The sequence below is a fragment of the Yinghuangia sp. ASG 101 genome, assembly GCF_021165735.1.
Taxonomy (GTDB): Bacteria; Actinomycetota; Actinomycetes; order Streptomycetales; family Streptomycetaceae; genus Yinghuangia.
In genome coordinates this window covers 6,389,434-6,410,165 of sequence record NZ_CP088911.1, presented here as the reverse complement: position 1 = coordinate 6,410,165, position 20,732 = coordinate 6,389,434, and the positions used below count along the sequence as shown (strand labels likewise).

The 20,732-nt window shown below is 72.7% G+C and carries 18 protein-coding genes and 1 tRNA gene; 9 read left to right on the top strand and 10 right to left on the bottom strand.

Annotated features, from left to right (window positions below; all coding sequences use genetic code 11):
• Window positions 1-37 precede the first annotated feature (37 nt).
• Both corA and LO772_RS27505 read left to right on the top strand, forming a co-directional pair.
• Complete coding sequence (gene corA, locus LO772_RS27510) at window positions 38-1,012, top strand: magnesium/cobalt transporter CorA (protein WP_231774719.1); 975 nt, start codon at window positions 38-40, stop codon at window positions 1,010-1,012.
• Window positions 1,013-1,241: 229 nt separating this feature from the next.
• Complete coding sequence (locus LO772_RS27505; protein ID WP_231774718.1) at window positions 1,242-1,865, top strand: hypothetical protein; 624 nt, start codon at window positions 1,242-1,244, stop codon at window positions 1,863-1,865.
• Window positions 1,866-2,113: 248 nt separating this feature from the next.
• Here LO772_RS27505 and LO772_RS27500 read toward each other — a convergent pair whose 3' ends face one another.
• Window positions 2,114-3,160, bottom strand: a complete 1,047-nt coding sequence (locus LO772_RS27500) for an LLM class F420-dependent oxidoreductase (RefSeq protein WP_231779745.1) — start codon at window positions 3,158-3,160, stop codon at window positions 2,114-2,116.
• A gap of 172 nt (window positions 3,161-3,332) precedes the next feature.
• On the opposite strand from LO772_RS27500, the gene LO772_RS27495 reads away from it, so the two are divergent.
• Together LO772_RS27495 and LO772_RS27490 are read left to right on the top strand one after the other, a co-directional pair.
• Window positions 3,333-4,313, top strand: coding sequence for an aldo/keto reductase (locus LO772_RS27495; protein ID WP_231774717.1), 981 nt, complete (start codon window positions 3,333-3,335; stop codon window positions 4,311-4,313).
• 378 nt (window positions 4,314-4,691) lie between these two features.
• Window positions 4,692-7,250, top strand: coding sequence for a helix-hairpin-helix domain-containing protein (locus tag LO772_RS27490; protein WP_231774716.1), 2,559 nt, complete (start codon window positions 4,692-4,694; stop codon window positions 7,248-7,250).
• 62 nt (window positions 7,251-7,312) lie between these two features.
• Here LO772_RS27490 and LO772_RS27485 read toward each other — a convergent pair whose 3' ends face one another.
• On the bottom strand, window positions 7,313-7,945 hold the full coding sequence (locus LO772_RS27485) for a hypothetical protein (protein WP_231774715.1): 633 nt from the start codon (window positions 7,943-7,945) through the stop codon (window positions 7,313-7,315).
• A 102-nt stretch (window positions 7,946-8,047) separates the two neighbouring features.
• On the opposite strand from LO772_RS27485, the gene LO772_RS27480 reads away from it, so the two are divergent.
• Complete coding sequence (locus LO772_RS27480; RefSeq protein ID WP_231774714.1) at window positions 8,048-8,233, top strand: DUF5703 family protein; 186 nt, start codon at window positions 8,048-8,050, stop codon at window positions 8,231-8,233.
• 796 nt (window positions 8,234-9,029) lie between these two features.
• Here LO772_RS27480 and LO772_RS27475 read toward each other — a convergent pair.
• The 3 genes from LO772_RS27475 to LO772_RS27465 form a co-directional block, all read right to left on the bottom strand.
• On the bottom strand, window positions 9,030-9,632 hold the full coding sequence (locus tag LO772_RS27475; protein ID WP_231774713.1) for a chaplin: 603 nt from the start codon (window positions 9,630-9,632) through the stop codon (window positions 9,030-9,032).
• Between the two features lie 314 nt (window positions 9,633-9,946).
• Window positions 9,947-10,186 (bottom strand): chaplin, encoded by a 240-nt coding sequence (locus tag LO772_RS27470; protein WP_443089326.1) that lies wholly within the window; start codon window positions 10,184-10,186, stop codon window positions 9,947-9,949.
• A gap of 140 nt (window positions 10,187-10,326) precedes the next feature.
• A complete protein-coding gene (locus LO772_RS27465; protein WP_231774712.1) occupies window positions 10,327-11,661 on the bottom strand; it encodes a M20/M25/M40 family metallo-hydrolase in 1,335 nt (444 codons plus the stop codon).
• A 167-nt stretch (window positions 11,662-11,828) separates the two neighbouring features.
• On the opposite strand from LO772_RS27465, the gene LO772_RS27460 reads away from it, so the two are divergent.
• Window positions 11,829-11,912 (top strand) — tRNA-Leu (locus LO772_RS27460).
• Here the strand turns inward: LO772_RS27460 and LO772_RS36430 are convergent.
• The 5 genes from LO772_RS36430 to LO772_RS27430 all read right to left on the bottom strand — a co-directional run bounded on the left by LO772_RS36430 (window position 11,869) and on the right by LO772_RS27430 (window position 16,034).
• Window positions 11,869-13,557, bottom strand: coding sequence for a recombinase family protein (locus LO772_RS36430; RefSeq protein WP_443089474.1), 1,689 nt, complete (start codon window positions 13,555-13,557; stop codon window positions 11,869-11,871). The two genes, LO772_RS27460 and LO772_RS36430, sit on opposite strands and share 44 nt — an antisense overlap.
• Window positions 13,554-13,790 (bottom strand): hypothetical protein, encoded by a 237-nt coding sequence (locus LO772_RS27445; protein WP_231774709.1) that lies wholly within the window; start codon window positions 13,788-13,790, stop codon window positions 13,554-13,556. The genes LO772_RS36430 and LO772_RS27445 overlap by 4 nt, the downstream gene beginning before the upstream one ends.
• 230 nt (window positions 13,791-14,020) lie before the next feature.
• The gene (locus tag LO772_RS27440) at window positions 14,021-14,542 is read right to left on the bottom strand and encodes an XF1762 family protein (protein ID WP_231774708.1); all 522 of its coding nucleotides are present in this window, start codon (window positions 14,540-14,542) and stop codon (window positions 14,021-14,023) included.
• On the bottom strand, window positions 14,539-15,444 hold the full coding sequence (locus tag LO772_RS27435; protein WP_331717273.1) for a DNA methyltransferase: 906 nt from the start codon (window positions 15,442-15,444) through the stop codon (window positions 14,539-14,541). Before LO772_RS27435 ends, LO772_RS27440 begins: the two co-directional genes overlap by 4 nt.
• Window positions 15,444-16,034 (bottom strand): hypothetical protein, encoded by a 591-nt coding sequence (locus LO772_RS27430; RefSeq protein WP_231774706.1) that lies wholly within the window; start codon window positions 16,032-16,034, stop codon window positions 15,444-15,446. Before LO772_RS27430 ends, LO772_RS27435 begins: the two co-directional genes overlap by 1 nt.
• A gap of 892 nt (window positions 16,035-16,926) precedes the next feature.
• On the opposite strand from LO772_RS27430, the gene LO772_RS27425 reads away from it, so the two are divergent.
• The 3 genes from LO772_RS27425 (at window position 16,927) to LO772_RS27415 (ending at window position 20,731) form a co-directional block, all read left to right on the top strand.
• The gene (locus LO772_RS27425; protein ID WP_231774705.1) at window positions 16,927-17,922 is read left to right on the top strand and encodes a hypothetical protein; all 996 of its coding nucleotides are present in this window, start codon (window positions 16,927-16,929) and stop codon (window positions 17,920-17,922) included.
• 131 nt (window positions 17,923-18,053) lie between these two features.
• Window positions 18,054-18,374 carry a pilin gene (locus LO772_RS27420; protein WP_231774704.1) on the top strand — a complete coding sequence of 107 codons (321 nt, stop codon included), beginning with the start codon at window positions 18,054-18,056 and terminating at the stop codon, window positions 18,372-18,374.
• A gap of 218 nt (window positions 18,375-18,592) precedes the next feature.
• The gene (locus tag LO772_RS27415; protein WP_231774703.1) at window positions 18,593-20,731 is read left to right on the top strand and encodes a hypothetical protein; all 2,139 of its coding nucleotides are present in this window, start codon (window positions 18,593-18,595) and stop codon (window positions 20,729-20,731) included.
• Window position 20,732: the final 1 nt, after the last annotated feature.

The following is a 20,732-nucleotide window of genomic DNA, read 5'->3' as shown; positions in this document are numbered from 1 at the left end:
GCTCCCCGCGCGGAGCCCGAACCGTCACAATGTCCGCGTGATCGTGGACTGCGCCATCTACCGCAACGGCGTCCGGACACCCGGGCCGGCCGACTTCTCCGACGCGCTGGACGAGGCCCGTGCGTCGGGGGACGCCTTCCTGTGGATCGGGCTGCACGAACCCACCGAGAAGGAATTCGAGCTGGTGACCAGCGAGTTCGGCCTGCACCCGCTCGCGGTCGAGGACGCGCTGCACGCCCACCAGCGCCCGAAGCTCGACCTGTACGAGGACTCGGTCTTCGTCGTCCTCAAGACCCTGCGCTACACCGAGGAGTCCTCGGCGGTGGAGACCGGCGAGCTGATGATCTTCGTGGGCGACTCGTTCATCGTCACGGTGCGCCACGGGACCGCCAACCCGCTCTCCGACGTGCGCCGGAGGCTTGAGCGGCAGGACGACGTGCTGCGGTACGGCCCGGGGGCGGTGATGTACGCGGTGTGCGACGCGGTCGTCGACGCGTACGTCGCGGTCGCCACCGAACTGGAGGTGGACCTCCAGGAGTTGGAGGGCCGGGTCTTCTCGACGAACCGCGACAACGACACCGAGCGCATTTACCTGCTCAAGCGCGAGGTCCTGGAGTTCCGCCGGGCCGCGCAGCCGCTGTCCGACCCGATACGCAGGCTGGCGACCAGCGACGTGCTGTACGTCCCGACCGCGACGCAGCCGTTCTTCCGCGACGTCGGCGACAATCTCGCGCGCGTCAACGAACAGGTGGAGGCGTTCGACCGCCTGCTGTCCGACGTGTTGAGCGCGAATCTCGCGCAGGTCGGCGTGCGGCAGAACGAGGACATGCGCAAGATCTCGGCATGGGCGGCGATGGCCGCGGTGCCCACCATGCTCGCCGGGATTTACGGCATGAACTTCAAGCACATGCCGGAACTTCGGCAATGGTGGGGTTATCCGGCGGTCCTGATCGTCATGGTGGTCGTGTGTCTCGTCCTGCACCGGCTCTTCCGCCGCAACGGATGGCTGTGACTTCACCCACATTCCGGCGCGGAGAATTTCGGTGCTCCCCCGGAACCTTCGCCCCGCGTCCTCGTTGACTCCTGTGACGGCCGAGGCGGGGCTGACCGGATCCCCCGCCCCGGCCGTAAAGCGTTGGTGCGCACCCTTTCGTGATCCCGTCGGCGCCGCCCCGGACATCCGTCGCCGGATTCCCCGCTTAGGCTGGTCGGGTACTCAGGCCAGGGGAGAGCAGGTGGGGATGTTCGGCAGGCCGGGCAGGCAGCGGATGTCGCGGACGCAGCCGCCCGCGGTTCCGAGTTCGGGAGCCGCCGGGTCCGACTGGTCCGCGCACCGTGAACTCGAAGACGCGGTCCGCGCCTATCTGTTGCATCCGGACATCGCGTTGGAGGCCCTGGGCGCGGTGTTGGGCCGTCGTCCCGTGCGCGCGTTCACGCTGGAGCGCGTCGTCGACATCAACGCCAACGGCACCTCGGTGTGGCAAGAGGCGGCGGTCTGCGACGACCACCGCCTGGTGCTGTGGCACAGCGAGGACATGACCGACGCGTCGGCGCCGGGCGGCACCGTGCTGGACTCGTCGGTGCAGGTGATCCCGCTCGGCTCGGTGTCGCACGTCGGCATACGCACGCTGGTCGGCACCGGCGCCGACGGAGGCCGCGAGACGCGCGGCGCGTACGTGTTCCTCGCCACGCCGACGCTGCAGGAGATCGCGACCGTCCGCGGCGAAGAGGGCACCACCACGGGCCGGTTCCGGCAGGAGGCGTACCGGTTCAGCAAGTCACTCGACGACGGCGGGCCGGGGCAGATCCGCCGACTTCTGGAGTTCGCGCACGCGGTGTCCGAGCGCGTACCGGGGCCGCGGTAGCCGGGGGCGCCGACGCACCGTGCGGCGCGCGATCACGACGAGACGGGGACGAGCCGAGGAGCGGTCTCCGTGCGGGCCGTTCCTCGCCTCGTCGCGCCGGGGGATTCCGCGGTGGGGCGTCGAGCACGCGCGGGCCGGAAAGCGTGGTCCCGCCCCGCCGCCCCCGGAGATCCGTGGGCGGCGCGACGAACGGCCTTGAGCGGCACGGCGCGACGCGGCCGTGGGGCGCGGGCGTGGGGCGCGGGCGCTCAGCCCCGGCCGGAGGCCTCCAGGGCCTCCACCACCGTGCGCAGCGTGGCGATGCGGCCGTCCAGGGTCTCCGCGGTCGGTGTGACCGTCAGGGTCGTGACTCCGGCGTCCGCGTACGCGTGCATGCGGTCGGCGATGCGCTCCTTGGTGCCGAGCAGCGCGGTCTTGTCCAGGAACTCGTACGGCACCGCCTGCTCGGCACCGGCGTAGTCCTTCGCCAGGAACTTGTCCTGGATCTCGGCGGCCTCCTTCTCGTAGCCCATGCGGACCGCGAGCCGGTTGTAGAAGTTCTGCTCGCGGCTGCCCATGCCGCCGATGTAGAGCGCGGCGTTGCCCCGCACGGCGTCCGCGGCCTTGACGGGGTCGTCGCCGAGCACGACCGGCACGGTCGGCACGACGTCGAAGCCGTCGAGGGTCAGCCCGGCCTTCGCGCGGCCGGCGCGCACGTGGGCCAGCGACTCCTCGCCCTGCTCCGGGGCGAAGAACAGGCCGAGCCAGCCGTCCGCGATCTCCCCCGCGAGTTCGAGGTTCTTCGGCCCGACCGCGGCGATGTAGAGCGGGATGTGCTCGCGGACCGGGTGCACGATGAGCTTGACGGGCTTCCCGGGGCCGCCGGGCAGCGGGAGGTCCCAGTGCTCGCCGTGGTGTTCGAGGCGTTCGCGGCGCATGGCCTTGCGGATGATCTCCACGTACTCGCGGGTGCGGGCGAGCGGCTTGTCGAAGCGCACGCCGTACCAGCCCTCGGACACCTGCGGGCCGGACACGCCCAGGCCCAGGCGGAAACGGCCGCCGGAGAGCGTGTCGAGCGTCGCGGCGGTCATCGCGGTCATCGCGGGTGTGCGGGCCGGGATCTGGAAGATCGCCGAGCCGACGTCGATGTGCTCGGTCTGGGCGGCGACCCAGGTCAGGACCGTCGCGGCGTCGGAGCCGTACGCCTCGGCCGCCCAGCAGACCGCGTAGCCGAGCCGGTCGGCCTCCTGGGCGACCGCGAGGTTGTCGGCGTCGTTGCCGGCGCCGAAGTAACCGAGGTTGATGCCGAGCCGCATACCCATGGGGCCGCCCCTCCGAGTGCTGGATGGATGTTCTCCGGGACACTACCGGTATTACTACCGTTCAGTAACGTCCCGCGCGCCGTTGATCGCCGAACACATGACGCACTTATTGTGTACGGCCCCGCCACCGGCGCCCGCTCCGCCCGAGCGGCTAGTCTCCCGATCCATGGAGCAGCGACATCTGGGCCGGACCGGGCTGCGGGTCTCCCGCATCGGCCTCGGAACGATGACCTGGGGGCGGGACACCGACGAGCAGAACGCCGCCGAACAGATGAAAGCGTTCCTCGACGCGGGCGGAAACCTCGTCGACACCGCCGACGTCTACGCCGACGGCGAGGCGGAGTACCAGCTCGGCCGCCTCCTCGACGGCTACGTCCCGCGCGCCGAGGTGATCATCGCCACCAAGGCGGCCAGCGTCCCGTACACCGAACGACGTTTCGACGGGTCGCGCGCGCATCTCCTCCAAGCCCTCGACGCCTCGCTCGCCCGGCTCGGCACCGACCACGTCGACCTGTGGCAGCTGCACGCGTACGACCCGGCGACACCGCTGGACGAGACGCTGCACGCACTCGAACTCGCGGTCTCGTCGGGCCGCGCGCGGTATGTCGGCGTCTCCAACTTCTGCGGCTGGCAGCTCGCGAAAGCCGCGACGTGGCAGCTCGCCGCGCCGGGTCGCGTGGTGATCGCGAGCGCGCAGATGGAGTACTCCCTGCTGCAGCGCGGAATCGAGCGCGAGGTGCTGCCGGCGGCGCTGGACCTGGGCGTCGGCCTGCTGCCGTGGTCGCCGCTGGGCCGGGGCGTCCTCACCGGCAAATACCGCCACGGCATGCCGGCCGACTCGCGCGGCGCGTCGGACGACATGGGCCCGTTCGTCGCGGCCTATCTGGACGCGGATTCGCGCCGCATCGTCGACGCCCTCGCGACCGCAGCGGACGGGCTCGGCTCGGCCGCCATAGAGGTCGCGCTGTCCTGGGTCCGCGACCGCCCGGGCGTCGTCGCCCCGATCGTCGGCGCCCGTACGGCGGCACAGCTGCGCTCCTCGCTGGCGTCGGAGGCCCTGACGCTGCCCGCGGAGATCCGCAACGCCCTGGACGACGTCTCGGCGCCGCTGACGGGCTATCCGGACCACGACTGGAGCCAGGCGTAGTGCGGATCGGGCGGGCGGAGGGCCGCCGGGCGGGTCCGGTGGGCGCCGCGGCCGTCACCGGGCTTGCGGGGCAGGCGGGACGGGGCCGTCGGGGAGGGCCGGGCGCCGCGCGGGTGGGGGACGGCCGCGCCGCGGCGGGCAGCCGTCGTACGGTCCGGGTGAGCGGGATTCCGGGCGGTGTCCGGGCCGAGGCCCGCCGCGAGGGACGGCTCGCACACCGACCGCGGCGACCTCGCGGTCCGGCGTGAGGCGCCGCCACGCCGCCGCCCGTCGGCCGTCGGCACGTCGGCCGCGGTGCCGAATGTCGGGGGGCGGCGGCAGGATGCTGCCGGCGGCCCCGTGCGAGGGCCGCCGGACGACTGGCATGAGAACGACGACATGAACGAGAGCGGGGACGGCGGCATGGACGGCGACACGCGGTCCGGCGGGGCCGAGGGTACGGTTCGCGGCGGCGCGGCGCCGAGCGAGCGGCCGGGCGACGCGCTCGCCGCCGCGCGGGCGGCGTTGGCGGCACTCGACAAGGCCAACTCCGCCGGCGACGCGGAGACCTCGAGCCGCGAGGAACTCGCGGCGGCGTGGCAGGCGTTGACGGTGCTCGGCCAGGCGCAGGGTTCCGCGGGCGGCACGGGTCCGTCGGCCGCGCGGCGTTCCGCACCGGGAGGGTCGGAGTGGGCGCTGCCGGTCGTGGACGCTCCCCCGTCGCGCCTCGACGAGCCGCCCACGCCCGTCGCGGCGGGCGGTTCCCGGCCGGGCGACGGGTGGGCGCTGCCCGTCCTGGACGCGCCGCCGTCGGCCGCCCGGAGCGGCGAAGCCGCCTCGGGCACCGAGGTCGCGCCGCCGCGCCGACCGCGGGAGCCGCGCGAGGCCGACGCCGAGCGCCGCGCCGCGCCCCCGGCCACCGCGCCCGACGGCGCCCGGGAGGCCTCCCGACGCACCCTCGCCGGGGACCCGGACGCCGCGTGGGCCGCCCCCGTGCTCGACGCGCCCCCGGCCGCCGAACCCGAGGTGCCGCGTGCCGATGCCGTGCCGGGCGGTTCGGCCGACGCCCCGCCGTTCGCGCCGCGACGTCCCGAAGGCGCGCACCATGCCGCCGGCTTCGCGGCCGACTCGTCCGGGCCCGACGCGGAGGCCGAGCCCGACGCCGCCGACGTCGACGCCGTACGCGAGGTCTTGGCCGCGGGCGGCGCTCCCGTCCGACTCGCCGAGCAGGCGCTCGTGGCGCTCGGGCCGGACGCCGCCGACCTGTTGCGCGAGAATCCCTGGAACCTCCTGGCGCTGCCGGGCCTTTCACCGCAGCAGGCGGACCTCTTCGCCCAGGGCACGGTCGGCGGCCCCGACCCCGACGACCCGCGGCGCACCCAGGCCCTGATCACCCGGCACCTGCACCGCGCCGCCGGCCACGGGCATACGGCGGTCGGCGCGCCCTCGGTGGTCGGCGCGCTCGAACAGGCGGGCGTGCGCGACGCGTTCGGGGCGCTGCGGGCCGCGTACGACAACGGGCGCATCATGGCGTTCGCCGAACGCCCGGCCGCCGGGGACGACGTCGACAGCGCCGTGGCGGACGAAAACGACGACGCGACAGACGCGTTCGACGAGCCGGGCGCGTTCGACGACGGCTTCGGGCACCCGTTCGACTCGCCCGCCGACCACCTGACGGTCGCCCTCGAACGCCACGCCCTCGCGGAGGAGAGCATCGCCGAGGCGGTGCTGCGCCTGCTGTCGACGGTCGCGCCACCACCCGAAACGGCCGTGCCGTCACCCGCGTTGCCCGAGTCCGGGGTCGTCCTCCACGTCCCGGGCGCCGGCGAGGACCCGCCCTCGGCTCCCCTCGCCCTCGCCCGCGCGCTCGGACCGCGTGCCGTCGTCGTGTGTCCGACCGCCGACGGAGCGTCCCGCGTACGGGACTTCCTCACGGCGGTCGGCGACGGTGACGGCGGACCGGTCGTGACGACGCCGCGCGGGCTGTTCGGCGACCGCGGAGGGCCCGCGCGCGGCGTGGACGGGCTGCTCGACACCGACCTCCTCGTCGTCCGCGACGCGCACCTGCTCGACGTCCAGAGCGCCGCCGCCGTGCTGGAGAGCGTCCCGGACGGTGCCCGGGTGGTGCTGTGCGGCGATCCCGACGAGTTGCAACCGGCGGCGCCCGGCCGGGTGTTCGCGGACCTGCGGGAGTCCGGCGTGGTGCCCGTCGTGGTGTCGTCGGAGCAAGGTCCCGGCGTGCTGGGCCAGTTGGTGTCGGCCGTTCGCGCCGGTTCCCTGCCGCCGGTGGAATCACCGGACCGGCAGGTCGTGTTGGTCGGCGTACGCGGCGCCGCCGAGGCGGTGCACCGATGCGTCCAACTGGTCGCCGACTCGATCCCGCGCGCGCTCGGCATCCCGTCCGACGACGTCCTGGTCGTCACCCCGGCGGAGGGCGGCGGGGCCGGCGCGACCGCGCTCAACGCGGCGCTCAAGGAACGCCTCAACCCCGGCCCGGGGCGCTACGCCGGCTTCGACATCGGCGACCGGGTGGTCCGTGTTCCGGGCCCGCGCGCGGAGGCGCCGGCCGAGGGCCGCGTGGTCGACGCGGTGCCGGACGGACTGGCCGTCGTGTTCCGCGACGCGCCCGACCGTCCGGAGACCGTGCCGCGCGCCCGGCTCGGCGAACTGCGCCACGGCTGGGCGGTGACCGTACGCCAGGCCCTCGGCACGCGGCGGCCCGGCGTGGTCGCGGTGCTGCCCGGCGACGCCGGCGACCTGGTCACGCGGGCGCTGGTCTATACCGCCTTCACGCGGGCGCGGCGGCACCTGTCGGTGGTCTATCCGGCCGACGGAACGCTGCCCCGGGCCGTCGCGCGCACGCCCGAAAGCATCCGCACGACCCGGCTGGTCGCGGCGGTACGCGAGGCCGCGGACCAGATGCTCGGCTCCCCCGAGGAGCCGACGGACGCGACCTGACGCGACCTGACTCGACCTGACCCGCCCCGACCTGACCTGACCCGGCAGACCGCCGGGCGCGGCTAGCGGAGGTCCTGCTCCAGGGACTCCAGGTCGTCCTCGTAGGCCGTGCTGGTCTCGAAGCGGTAGATGACCGATTGCGGATCCACCTCGTCGAAGGGCGCGTCCAGCCACTCGCCCGGTTCGCCCGGTTCGATCGCGGTGACCCACAGCGTCGAGTCGCCCGTCTCCAGGCCGATCTCCTCGGCGCGCTGGGCGATCTCGTCCGGGTCGTAGACGTCGAACAGCATCGCGACCGCGGCCGAGGTCGTCTCGATCCCTCCGGCGCCGACCTCGCCCGGCTCCTCCGATTCGGCGTCCGCGCGCCGGGCGTGGTCGAGCAGGACCAGGGAGTCCTTGACCACGTAATCGCGGCGGATGAGGACGGTGACGGCGTCGGGGTTGTCCGGGCCGAGGTATTCCTCTGTCTCGGAGCGGTCCGGCACCTCGAAGGGCGTGACTTCGTCGTAGACGTCGTACAGCAGCTCGTCGTACGCCTCGGCGAGACCCGCCAGTTCGTCGTACGCCGCGAAAACGGCCGGGTCGCTCTCACCCTGGCGCCGCTCGACGGCGGCCAGGTGACGGTCGACGGCCGACTTCAACGCCTCGGCGGCTGCTCGTACGTGCTCGGGCGTGGGCTGTGCAACACCGGTCATGGCATGACGCTATCCGCAACAGCCCCCGTTGCGCACAATGGTTCCGATGCCGGATGCCGCCACGTTGTCGAATCGGCGGTTCGGACAGTCAGGAGTGATCGATTGGCGGACTACGAGTTTCAGCAGCTGCACCTTCCGCGCGGCACGTCGCGCAGCGACGCACGCCGGATTCTGGCCGAGCACGCGGAGTACGGACTGTGGGAGTTGGACCGGCTGACGCTCCGCCGGGACGGCAGCCGGAGAGTGCTGTTGCGGCGGCGCATCATCAGACAGCTGAGGCTGACGTGACGCAGATCGCAAAACGCGACGAGATGACACGGGCGCGGCACGTGTGACGCGTGTGACGCACGTGTGTGCCCCTCATTCCGCCGCCTCGACCGCAGCGCCCGCGTGCAGGGCGGGCTCCCGGCCGAGGCGGCGGAACGGCGCCTGCCGCCCTGCGAGGCCCGCTCTCGATGGACGGCCCTGACGCCTCACCGTGCTCTCCCCCTCCCGACGAGGGCTCCGCCACCTCCGCGAAACACCGGCCGGGCCCCCGGCCCCTCTTCGCGCGAGCGCGCACGGCAGGCCGAGGGATCTCCGAGTGTCCTCCGACCGCCGATGCGCCCCCACGCCCGCTGGCGCGCGGCGTCCCGACAACGCCGCCTCCCGTGTCGATCCGCGCGACCGCCCCTCGCCCCCACACCGCCGTGGCGCGCACGCGACAGCGGTACCAACCCCGCACGACCGCCCGGCCCCGCGCATCCGACGGTGCGGCAACGCCCCCGCGCCTCACGCCTGCACCGAACCCCGTGCCCGGCTCCCCAACGCGCGAAAGCCCCTCCACGCCCGGCGCCACCGCCGTCGTACGCGACCCCGCGCGGTCGCGCGCAAGCCCCCGCCGCGCTCCCGCACCACCCGCGCGTACCGAGGCCCGCGCCCCGCGTCGACTCCCCCGCGCAAGCCGCCGCCGCGCTCCCCGCACGGCCCGGAGCCGCCCCGCCCCGAACCCTGTCCCCGCACCGGCGAAGGCCGCCACCCTGAGCAGGGGTGGCGGCCTTCGATGTCTGTCACCGACGGTCCGCGGTCGCGGACGCGTCGGGGTTCAGCTGCCGGACGTCCTCGTCCGGCGGTACAGCACCGCACCGCCGAGCAGGAGCGCCGCGCCGGCGGGGAGCAGGAACAGCGTGGTCGAGGAGGCGCCAGTGTGGGCCAGTTCGCCCTTCGGGTGGGACGGGGCCTCGTGACCGCCGGTGTTCCAACCGCCGTTGTCCCAGCCGCCGTTGCTCCCGCCACCGGTGGTGTCGTGGGGCGGGTGCGTGGTGGGCGGCGTCTTGGGCGGCTGGGTCGTCGGCGGGTGGGTCGTCGGCGGGTGGGTGGTGGGCGGCTTCGTCGTCGTGGGCGGCTCCGTGGGCGGCTTCGAGGTGTGGGGCGGCGTGGGGGGTTCGTGGTCGGGGACCCCGGAGACGTTGGCGCAGTTGTTGCCGAACGCCGGGTTGAGCAGTCCCACAACGTTGACGGTGTTGCCGCAGATGTTGACCGGAACGTGCACAGGAATCTGCACGTTGTTGCCGGACAGAACACCCGGCGAACCCACCGCGGACCCTTGCGCACCGCTGTCGGCGTTGGCCGTACCAACCGCAGCGGATGCGAGTGCCCCCGAGGCCGCGAGGGCGACCAACAGCCCCTTTTTGGCACGCTGTTGCATAGGAGATTCCCCTGAGTCTTCCGTGTGAGGGGCGGGGCTGTTGCCCCGCGACGGCAATAACCGGGCCAGGCCCTCACAGGTCACTCAGCTACACACGTTCGCCGCAGTTTATCCCTCGTTCGGATGAGGTTCTGGATTTCTTACAACCTTTCGATGCGGTCATACGAAAGCATCGATCGGCCTCCCGGCTATCGCCACACAACGGCCCCGAACGCGCCGAACGGCCTCGGAACCGCGAGGCTCCAAGGCCGTTCGTCACACAGCGGCCACGCAATGCCGAGACATCCGGCCGCCAGGCGATCGGGCGCCTGGGATCAGGCGTTGATGCAGGTGTTGCCGAACACCGGGTTCAGCACGCCGACCACGTCGATGCTGTTGCCGCAGACGTTGATCGGGATGTGGACCGGCACCTGGACGTTGTTGCCGGACAGCACGCCGGGGGAACCGACGGCCGCGCCGTCCGCACCCGAGTCCGCCATCGCCGCGCCGGTGCCCGCAAGCGCCAGCCCACCGGTGGCCGCCGCCAGAACAGCGAACTTGCCCATCTTCTTCATGAGTGTCAGTCCTCCTCGTCGGAACACGGCGCGCTTGCGCGCCGCACAAGGGGAAACGACACCGATTTGCCGAGGCTACGACCCGCCTGCGGTATTCACCCGTTCGGACCAATTCCCTGCGGTGAACCGGAAAATCTTGGTCAGCACGCGTCGATAAACCGGTCGAGAACCCGCACACCGAACTTCAGTCCGTCGACCGGCACGCGCTCGTCGACCCCGTGGAACATCCCCGCGAAATCCAGCTCCGGCGGCAGCCGCAGCGGCGCGAAGCCGAAGCAGCGGATGCCGAGGTCGTCGAACGACTTCGCGTCGGTACCCCCGGACAGGCAGTACGGCACCGCCCGCGCCCCCGGGTCCTCCGCACGCAGCGACGCCGCCATCGCCTCGACCAGCGCGCCGTCGAAGTCCGTCTCCAACGCCTTGTCGCCGTGCACCCGCTCACGCCGCACGCGCGGCCCCAGGACCGCGTCCAGCTCGGCGTAGAACTCGTCCTCGAAACCGGGCAGGAAGCGCCCGTCGACGTGGGCGGTCGCCTGGCCCGGAATGACGTTCACCTTGTAGCCCGCGCCGAGCATCGTCGGCTGCGCGGTGTTGCGGATCGTCGCCCCGATGATCCGCGCGATGGGCCCCAGGCGTTCGATCGCGCCCTCGACGTCCTCCGGGTCCAGCTCGATGCCCAGCGCGTCCGACACCTCTTCGAGGAACGCCCGCACGCTCTTCGTCAGGCGGATCGGGAACCGGTGCGAACCCAGCCGCGCGACGGCTTCGCACAGTTCGGTGATGGCGTTGTCGGAGTTGATCATCGACCCGTGACCGGCGGTCCCGTCGACGACCAGCTTCATCCACTCCATCCCCTTCTGCGCCGTCTCGATCAGATACAGCCGCAGATCGTCGTTGACCGAGAACGAGAATCCGCCGACCTCGCCGATCGCCTCGTTGCAGCCCTCGAACAGGTCGGGGTGGCGGTCCACCAGCCAGCGCGCCCCGTACGTACCCCCGGCCTCCTCGTCGGCGAGGAACGCGAGCACGACATCGCGCGGCGGCTTGCGCCCGCTCCGCATCCGCTCGCGCACGACCGCGAGCACCATCGCGTCCATGTCCTTCATGTCGACGGCGCCGCGCCCCCACACGCAGCCGTCGGCGATCTCGCCGGAGAAGGGGTCGTACGCCCAGTCCACGGCATTGGCCGGCACCACGTCGGTGTGCCCGTGGATCAACAGCCCGGGCCGGCCGCGGTCCTCTCCCTCGATCCGCACGACCGTGCTGGCCCGCCCGCGCTCCGACTCGAAGACCTGCGGCTCCAGCCCCACCTCGGCCAGCTGCTCCGCCACCCACTCGGCCGCCGCGCGCTCGCCCGGCCCCGAACCGTCCCCGAAGTTGCTGGTGTCGATGCGGATCAGATCCCGGCACAACCCGACGACCTCGCGCTCCGCCCCCGACTCCCCGCCCTCGGCCGCCGCACCCCGTCCACTCATCGCCGCTCCCTCACCACAAACCCGATCTCCTCGACGCCCACCATCCTGCACCCGCGACATGTCCCCGACATGACAAACCCCGCCCGTCTCCCCGTCCCGCAACCCCCCTCCCCCTTTGGTACAGTTCTCCGCGTCGCCCCGACCAAAAAGTCACGGGCCACACCCAAGTCCGGGTGGCGGAATAGGCAGACGCGCTAGCTTGAGGTGCTAGTGCCCGCAAGGGCATGGGGGTTCAAGTCCCCCCTCGGACACTTTCACTACGCACATAGTTGGTGCTGGCCGAGTCTCGGCCAGCACCTTTCGCGTTTCGTGCTCGTAGGTGAGGCGCAGTCCGAGGGTCTTGTAGATCTCGGCTTTGCCGGTGGGGTCGGCGTGGCGGATCACGGTGAGCATGCCGCCGAGGACGTCGATCAGGGCGCGGATCTCGTCGCGGCTCATGCGCCCGTGGTTCCGGTGCTCCCCGGTGATGCGGGCCAGTTCGTATTCGGCTGCGGCGCGTTCCTTCTGGACGTCGCGGCTCCAGGTGGTGACGAGGTGGGGGTCGGCACCGGCTTCGAGGGCGGCGCGGTGGCGGGCGAGTTTGCGGTCGCAGTCGGCGAGGGTCTGGCGGGCGGCTTCGACGCGGAGGTCCCGGTCGGGTTGGGCGTCTTCGAGCGCGGTCAGGACGTGCCGGATCCGGTCGGGCGCGAACGCGGTCGCGAGCCAGGCGTCCAGCGGCGGGAGGACGGCGTCCTCGCGGACGTAGACGGTGCGGGGGTGGTCGAGCGTGTTGGCCAGGGCGTATTCGCTGGGGAAGCGGCAGCGGTAGTGGGCGGTGCCGTTGTTCCAGTTGCCCTGCATGCGCCGTCCGCACGAGGAGTGGAACATCCTTCCTTTGAGCGCGTAGGGGTGCCGGGTGCGCACGGCGCGGCCGGTGGAGGCCGCGTTGCGGGCGTGGAGGCGCTGTTGGACCTGGCGGAAGAGGTCTTGGCTGACGAGTGCGGAGTGGGCCTGGCTGTCGGAGTACACCCAGGCTTCTTGGGGGTTCCAGGCGAGTTTGGTCTCGTGGCCGAGGGCGACGTCTTCGACGTCGAGGAGGCGTTCGTGTTTGCGTTGCTTGTTCCAGACTTCGTGGCCGGTGTAGCGGGGGTTGGTGAGGATCGCTCGGACCGCGCCTTTGGCCCAGGCGACGCCGCTGCGGTGCGGGTTGCGGGCGCGGTCGTAGGCGGACGGTGAGGGGACGCCGTCGGCGGTCAGGCGCTCGGCGAGGGCGTGGATCCCGGTGCCGGAGAGGTAGTCGGCGAAGATCCGGTCTACCACGGGGGCGGTGACGGGGTCGGGTTCGAGGCGGTGCAGGCGTCGGCCGTCGGCGGCCTTGGCGGGGTTGGGGTGCGGCCCGGCGTCGGCGAGGCGGTAGCCGTAGGGCGGGCGTCCGCCGAGGTAGCGGCCTTCGATCTTGGCTTGGGCGGTCATGGCGGCGCGGACGCGGACCTTGATGCGCTGGCGTTCGGCCTTGCTCATGCCGCCGAACACCGACATGACCATGTCGTGGGCTTCGGACTCGGGGTCGATCGGGCCGCCGACCTCGGGGACCCACATCTCCACGCCGTAGTGCACGAACACCGGATGCGTCAGGCCGAACTGGTTGCCGTAGAACGCGCGTTGCGGCTCGCCGATCACGACGGCGTCGAACCCGCGGTTCGGGTCCTTGAGCGCTTCCAGCAGCGCTGCGGAGCGCGGGCGCCGCTTCCACGGGAGGGCGCGGGTGTGGGCGATGTCGAAGTACTCGGCGACGATCACGCCGCCGACGGGTTCGATGAGGGCCTGCGCGCGGTTCAGTTGCCAGTTCCGTGACGCGACGGGGTCTTGTTGGTCTTCGGTGGAGACCCTGCCGGCGAACGCGAATCGCTTCGTCATGCCGCGTTCCTTTCGGGGGGATCGGTGGCGTCTTCGTCGCCGGCCCGCTGCTGTGCGTCGAGGAGCATCCGCAGCAGCGCGGCGGCGACCGGGGGTGTGATGACGGGTGGCTGGTCGGGAGGGATGACGGTGACCTGGTGCTCACCGGGCGGCGTGGTGTCGCTTGCGGTGCGGGCGGCGGGGTCCGGGGGGATTGCCGGGTCGGGGTCCGGTGCGGGAACAGACGGGGTCATGGGGTTCCTCCGGGCGAGGCGTACCTGACGTGCGGGGCGCCGCCTGCCGCTCGGTCAGCGGATCCCGGCCATCGCGTCGGATGGCGCGCGGGGCCGGGAAAAGAGCTGGTCACAGCCTTGAAACCGCCGGTCGAGCTGCGAGTGTAGCGACGTGGGGGCTGAACTCAAGCGGATTGGGGCTGCGGGTGCGTGCCGGGGCTGAACAAGCCGGGCGGGGCTGGCCATTGCCGTCATGCGGCCCGCAACTCGGGCCCGTCGAGGACCGGTTCCGGGCGTGGTTCGGCATCGGCGGTCCGGTCGGGGTGGCGGGTGATCTCCCAGCGGGTTCGGGCGACGGCCCGGTCCTGTGGTCGGCGGGGGCGTCCGGGGCGGGTCCAGCCGTGGTGCGGGGCGAGTTCGGCGACGGGGGCGAATCCTGCCGCGCGCAGGCTCGCCCCGGACTCGCCGACTTCGGTGTAGCTGATCAGCCTCCGGTAGCCCAGCGCACGCGCGGCGCGCCACGCGGCGCCGTACAGCTTCGAGTTGGCGTTGCGGGTGCCGTCCGTACACGTGCGGGTGACCTCCAGGGTGAGGCCGTCGTCGAGCAGCCGGGCCACCGGACGGCCGACCACCGCCACCCCGACCACACCGTCTGCGTCGGCCACGCCGAGCGCGAACTTCATGCCTTGGGGCGGCCGGTGGTGCCGGTGGTGGGCGGTGATGAACGCGCACGCGTCGCGGAAATGCATCGGTACGATCGTCAAAGAACTCATGCTGCCGCCAGCTCCGTCGCGTCCGCCGCCGACCACGCGACACCGCGACCAGCGGTCGGCGGCCAGAACGGGAACAGCACCCGGCCCTCCGCACCGGCGGTGTCCGCCTGACGGAAGACGAACACGTCGCAGTGGGCGGCAACGGCCACCGGATACTCGGCCGCGCGTTCCCGCCCCCTCGCGAATCGGCGCGGCGCTAGGGCGTGGTCGACGGCGCGGCGACGGCCGTGCGGGTCTGCGGTGAGCGCGACGATGCGCCGGTCCAGGCGGAGTCCGGCGGCGCTGCCCGCGCCGAAGACGCAGCCGGGGAGGTCCAGCAACTCGAAGCGGCGTCGCTGCGGTTGCGCGGCGACGACCACGTAACCGCCGGGCTGCACCAGGGGTTGGCACCACGTCAGCAGCCGGGTGAGATCGTCGCGGATCCGTGCCTCGGCCGACCCGCCGGGGGACGGATCCGTCGCCGGGTCCGGTTCGTCACCTGCCCCCGGCCGCGGCAACCGGGGGCGTACGGCCGTCAGGACCAGGGCGGCGCGCCCGGCCAAACCCTGCGTCGCGGTGTCGGCGAGGTTGCGGGGCCCGGCGTCGAGGACCATGCCGTCGCTGTCGGCCGCGGCGCGCTTGGCGCCGGTCACGTTGGCGCGGGCGGCCCTCCACCAGCGGGGGTCCGTGGTCGCGCCCACCGCGTGGCGTCCAGCGTGCAGCGCCTCGACCAGGACGGCCCCGGCGCCGCAGTCCGGGTCCACAACGGTGTCACCGGGCCGGGTGTACCGCGCGATCACGCGCGCGGCGACTGCCGATGGGATCCCTGCCGCATCGGTGGTCTCGGCAACGCACCCGCGATCCGTGAACCGGCGGGACCGGTCCCGCCCACCGGTCGCCCAGACCTCCAGATCCAGGGACATCACGCCACCTCGCAGTCGGTAGGTCGCCGTGCCGCCACGGTGGCGAACAGCAGGAGTTCAGCGCGGACGCTCACCCCGGACTCGTCGGAGCCTCGCTTCGCGACGCTGGTCGATGCCGGGCCGGACACCACGATCAGGCGATCGTGGTACGCGAGCCCGATGCCGCGCAGCTCGACGATCAGTCGCCCGAGGGGACCTGGTGGCGGCCCGGTGCGGTCACTGTGGGTGATCAGGACGAGGAGACCGGGCTGCGTGAGGAGGCGGTCCCAGGACACCGCTGCGAACCACGCGGTCCTGTCCGGGTCGACGGCGGCGATCACCACATCGAACCGGTCCGGACCGCTCGGAAACCGGGCCGGCTCCGGACCGTCCGCCGGGTCCGGACCCGGACTCGGCCCGGTCGGTCGGCGGACCGGCCTCAGTCCGGGAACGGACTCCGGCACCGGAACGGACGGCGCGTCGGCGGGAGTCTCGGCCGCGTTGTCGAGGTCGAGGATCCACATGCGGACCGCGCGGTGGAGTCCGGGTACGGTCCCGGCCTCCCGGTGCAGTCCGCCGGCTCCGGGCGGTGCGGGGTGCGGAGAGATCACGAGAACGTGATCACCGGAACGCGCGTACGTCGTCGCGATGTTCGCAAGCGTCGAGTGGAGCCATCCGGAGCCTGGCGAGGAGGCGGCGGCAGGGTGGCGAGGCTCGGGAGTCCACCACACGGTGACCGGGCGGGGCAGGTGTCCGGTCCGGCGGCGGGTGCGCGGGGGCCGGGCGTGTCGCGGACGGGGCGGGGCCGGGTCGTCCGCGCCGGAATCGTCGGGGCGGGAACGCCGGTGCAGAGGCGGTGTCATGCGTTGCTCCGAGGTCTCGGCACGAGAAGGTCGGACACAACAGAAGGCGGGCTGTCGGCTCAAGTTGGACACACGAGTCCGCGGTTGGCACGGCACGCGGTTGCGGCTGCCGTCCTGCGAGCGGCGCGGTCGCCGGTCGCGCGCTCGCACCGTGGCAGACGGTGAATGAACTCAGGCGGCCCGCGTGAAGAACACAACCTGCCGCCCCTGAACCACCTACTAAAAGCCTCTCAAGTTGCCACCAGAATCAGGCGCCCTGACCGCCAGGAGACGGCGGCCAGGAGCAGAATCCTGCCCTTTTTCGATCCCGTGCAGCTCTGATTTCAGGAATCTTCGGCGTTCTCTGCGCAGACTACGCGGCGGGTGGATCCTGGCGCTTCCACGCCCCGGTGCGGCTACTAAGAAGTACTCAAGGAACACTTAAATATGCAGGTCAGAGCCAGACTCGTCGACCTGGACGAGTTCCGTGGCGCGCGAGGTCCGCCGTGCGGATCGGGTTCGCCCCCCGAGGAACCCGGCGAACATTTTCGGATTTCCCCCGATGCCTTGAGGGTTCCTTGTTCTTTCCTTGTCTTTTTCTTGCGGCAGCCCTGCATTCCTGGATGGGTTCGTTTCCCCGAATCCGAGGAGCTGCCTCCACATGGCTGTACACAACCCCCGCCATATCGCATATCCGCCAGGCGAACCCCAATCCCCGCTGGACATGGCCCGCACCGCCTTCGCGCTGCTGGTCACCGGGCCGGCGCCGCTCGCGGTGGACGGCCGGGCCTTCCCCCACCTGCCGGGCCGGACGATTCCCCTGGACGAGTTGCGGGACCGGCTGCTGTTGCGCCGCTGCCCGCTGGAGACCCGCGACGCGGCGTGGGCGCACCTGGTCACGCGGTCGCGGACCGAGGGCGCGGCATGGACGGTGGCGTGCGTCGGGATGGCGCTGCCGGCGTTGATACCGCTGGGCCGGTGGATGGCCGACCGCTACCCCGGTGAACCGTGGGACATCCACGCCGAAGTGCTGACCGGGTTCCTGCGCGGCCTCGCGTCGGTGGATCTGGACCGTCCCGGGATCATGGTGCGGCTGCGCTGGGGCGCGTTCCGCGCCGGGCACGCCGCGTTGTACGAGGCGTTGGACGCGCCGACGCCGATCGCGCCCGGCTTCCGGTCGTTGCCGCCGCCCCCGCCGTGGGGGCACCCGGATCTGGTGCTGGCCCGCGCGGTCCGCTGGGGAGTCGTGACCCGGACCGAGGCGGACCTGATCGGGACCACCCGTCTGGATCAGGTCCCGATCACGGACTGGGCAGCGACCCAGCACACCACGACCGCCGCCGCGTACAAGGCGCGGAGCCGCGCCGAACGCCGGCTGGTCGCGTTCCTGCGCGACGAGGTCCGTGACGCGGACGCGGACGACCCGGTCGCCTCCCGCGTCCAGGCGGACCTCGCCCCTGCCACGCCGTCCGCAGCGCGCATCAGCCTGGCACACGCGGCGCGGTCACGGTCTGTGACTCCCGGGCGGGCGTCGGCGCTCGCGGCGACGGCAGGTCGTGTGTCGAACGGAGCCCTCGAACGGGGCCTTTCTCTTCGCGGAGGATCCACAGCCTCCGCACGGCCCACACCCGTTCCGGAGGCTCGCCGATGCGCGTGACACGTATCCGCCCCCTCGACCGCCTACGGCGCCGCGCCGCCGAGACGACCACCGACCGTCGCCGTCCGGAAAGGCACTGCCGTGGGGCTGGTTCCCGCCGGGGAGCCGTGGCCCGCGTCGCGGTCTTCACTGTGCTGCTGGTTCTCGCGAGTGCCACCCAGGCATTCGCCGCTAACGACATCCCCACCGTGATCAACAACACGAGGAACTGGATCGTCGGGATCCTCGCGGGCCTCGCCACCCTGTTCCTGACGATCGGCGGCCTGCGGTACGTCATGGCCGGCGGTGACCCCGGGGAGGTCGAGAAGGCCAAGGGCGCACTGCGTGCCGCGGCGATCGGCTACGCCCTGGCGATTCTCGCGCCGGTGCTGCTGGAGATCCTTCAGGGCATCGTGGGCACCGACCCGGCCCAAAATCCCGCGCCGCCACCGCAAGAAGCCAGGGACGCGTGATGCGGGGCGGGCCAGGGAAGCGCCGCGCACGGTCGCGATCGTGGCGCGTGGTTTGGGTGCTGGTGGTCGCGGCTGTGGCGGCAGGTGCCATTGCAGCAGCGCCGTCGGCTGCCGCCACGCCGATCACGTCCGGGCACACCGTGGTGGCCGCGCCGCAGGAACCGACCCCCGGCCCGCCCACACCCACACCGTCCCCGTCCCCGTCCGTTCCTGCGACGGTGCCGCCGGGCGGTACGCCGCAGCTCCCGCCCGGGGTGTCGCCGTACGGTCCGGCTTCGTGGTGGAACCCCGGTGACTGGGACTGGAGTTGGACTGAGGACGCGTTCGGGTGGATTCCCGGGGTGCCGGGCGGCCCGGACATCCCGAACCCGCTGGATCTGCCGAAGCTGCTGTGGAACGCGCTCGGCATGATCCTGGGCATGCTGCTGCGGCAGATGACGCAGCCGCTGTTCGACATCCTCGGCAAAACCCTCCTTGCGACCCCGGATGTCTCGGCCAACGGCCCGGTCCACGACCTGTGGCAGCGCAACCTCGTCCTGGCCGTGAGCGTCTACGGCCTGCTGATCGTCGGTGGCGGAGTGCTGGTGATGTCGCATCAGACCGTCCAGACCCGGTACGCCGCCAAGGACATCGCGCCGCGGATCGCCATCGGTCTGATCGCCGCTGCGACCTCACTGGAGGTGATGTCGCGCCTGATCGCGCTGGCGAACGCCTTGAGCCAGGAGATCGTCGGCTCGGGTCTGGACGCCGCGGGTCTGGCGCAGGCGCTGATGGCGTCCATGATCAGGGTTGCCGGCGGGCCGCTCTACCTGGTGGTCATGGGTCTGGTCGGGCTCGTCCTGCTTGTCGGGGTGCTGCTCGGCTTCGTGGTCCGCGTCGCGTTGGTGATGCTGCTGGCCGCGAGCGCGCCGCTGGCGCTGGCGTGCCACGCCACGCCGCTCACCGATCCGCTGGCGCGGTTGTGGTGGCGGGCGTTCATCGGCGCGCTGGCCATTCAGGTGGCTCAGTCGATCACGTTGATCACCGCGCTGCGCGCGTTCTACGCCCAGGGGAACACGGTGTTCGGGTTCCCCACCACGGACGGTCTCGGGGCCATGCTCACCGGTTTGGCCCTGTTCTGGATCCTGCTGAAGATCCCCGGGTGGGCCGGGCGCATCATCCTCCAGGGGACGTCCATCCAAGGTCCGCGGCTCGGCGGATTTATGCTGCCGTTCCTCCTTGGCCGCCGCCTCGGGCCCGGCTTCCGGCCGCGCGGCGGCGGCCTGGGCGCTTTGCGCCGGTTCGCCTGGGGCGGCGGAGGCCCGCACTCCCGGCGAGGCGGAAATCCCCGCCGCGGGCCCGGGGGTGGTGGTGGCAACGCCGGCGGCGGAGGAGGTCCGCGCCGCAGGCCCGGGGGTGGCGGCAATCCGGGAGGCGGAGGTCCGCGCCGCGGGCCGCGGGGCGGCGGGGGCCGACCGGGGCCGCAACCGGGACAGGGTGCGAACGGTCCGGTGCCGCAGCAGCGTTGGCAGCAACTGTGGGGCGGCGCAGGCCAGCACCGGCGGCCTGGGCCCGGCGAGTGGGGGCACGGCGACCAGCGCCCTTGGGACCGCCCCAGCCGGCGCACGCTGCGCGCTGGCGGTTCAGGCCCGGCCCACCGGCGTACGCCCAACGGGCCAGCCACACCGCCGCAACCACCACCCGTGCCCCCGGCGCCACCGCTCCCGCCCCTTACCCGCAACGGACCGCGGCGGACCGGCTCCGGTCCTGCCGCCGGACCGCAGGGTGCCGGGACGCCCTCCCGGGGCGGCAGCAGCGGCACCGCGACCACCGGCACCGGACACGTCCGCACGCCGACCGGCAACACGCAGGGCAGGAAACGCGCGCATCCTAACCGGCAAGGAACTCCCGGGCCGCACAGGACGCGCACGCCACGGACCGGCGCCTCCAGTCCGGGCGCCCCGGCAACCCGTGCGCCGAATCCGCAGCCGGGGCAGTCGCTTTCCGCGAGGGACCGTGGACAGGGCGCGGGGACCCCGCCGCCTCCGACCTCTGCGAGGAGGCCGGGGCAGCGCAGCACTACCGGGCAACCGCGAACGGGCCCGGCTCGGCCCCCGCGGGCGCAGCGCCCCGTCCCGCCTGTGGCGAACACGCCGCAGAGCGGAGGCAGTTCGCCGCCACCACCGCCCCCGCCGCAGTGGCGTTCGCTGCCGCCGGCGCAGCGTCAGATCCTGCGGCGCCTGCGCTACACCGCGGCCGGGGTGCCGCTGTCGCCGCCGCCGAACTACCCGCTGAGCGGCCCGGTCCCGCGGGCGTGGCTGTCGCCCGCCGCCGGTGGCCCGTCGATGCGGATCCGTCCCTCGCTCGACAACGAGTGAG

What these genes read in the sequence shown, in the direction of transcription:
- LO772_RS27505 (WP_231774718.1), top strand. Translation starts at nt 1,242, where the DNA reads ATGTTCGGCAGGCCGGGCAGGCAGCGGATGTCGCGGACGCAGCCGCCC.
- LO772_RS27500 (WP_231779745.1), bottom strand. Translation starts at nt 3,160, where the DNA reads ATGCGGCTCGGCATCAACCTCGGTTACTTCGGCGCCGGCAACGACGCC.
- LO772_RS27495 (WP_231774717.1), top strand. Translation starts at nt 3,333, where the DNA reads ATGGAGCAGCGACATCTGGGCCGGACCGGGCTGCGGGTCTCCCGCATC.
- LO772_RS27490 (WP_231774716.1), top strand. Translation starts at nt 4,692, where the DNA reads ATGAACGAGAGCGGGGACGGCGGCATGGACGGCGACACGCGGTCCGGC.
- LO772_RS27485 (WP_231774715.1), bottom strand. Translation starts at nt 7,945, where the DNA reads ATGACCGGTGTTGCACAGCCCACGCCCGAGCACGTACGAGCAGCCGCC.
- LO772_RS27475 (WP_231774713.1), bottom strand. Translation starts at nt 9,632, where the DNA reads ATGCAACAGCGTGCCAAAAAGGGGCTGTTGGTCGCCCTCGCGGCCTCG.
- LO772_RS27470 (WP_443089326.1), bottom strand. Translation starts at nt 10,186, where the DNA reads ATGAAGAAGATGGGCAAGTTCGCTGTTCTGGCGGCGGCCACCGGTGGG.
- LO772_RS27465 (WP_231774712.1), bottom strand. Translation starts at nt 11,661, where the DNA reads ATGAGTGGACGGGGTGCGGCGGCCGAGGGCGGGGAGTCGGGGGCGGAG.
- LO772_RS36430 (WP_443089474.1), bottom strand. Translation starts at nt 13,557, where the DNA reads ATGACGAAGCGATTCGCGTTCGCCGGCAGGGTCTCCACCGAAGACCAA.
- LO772_RS27445 (WP_231774709.1), bottom strand. Translation starts at nt 13,790, where the DNA reads ATGACCCCGTCTGTTCCCGCACCGGACCCCGACCCGGCAATCCCCCCG.
- LO772_RS27440 (WP_231774708.1), bottom strand. Translation starts at nt 14,542, where the DNA reads ATGAGTTCTTTGACGATCGTACCGATGCATTTCCGCGACGCGTGCGCG.
- LO772_RS27435 (WP_331717273.1), bottom strand. Translation starts at nt 15,444, where the DNA reads ATGTCCCTGGATCTGGAGGTCTGGGCGACCGGTGGGCGGGACCGGTCC.
- LO772_RS27425 (WP_231774705.1), top strand. Translation starts at nt 16,927, where the DNA reads ATGGCTGTACACAACCCCCGCCATATCGCATATCCGCCAGGCGAACCC.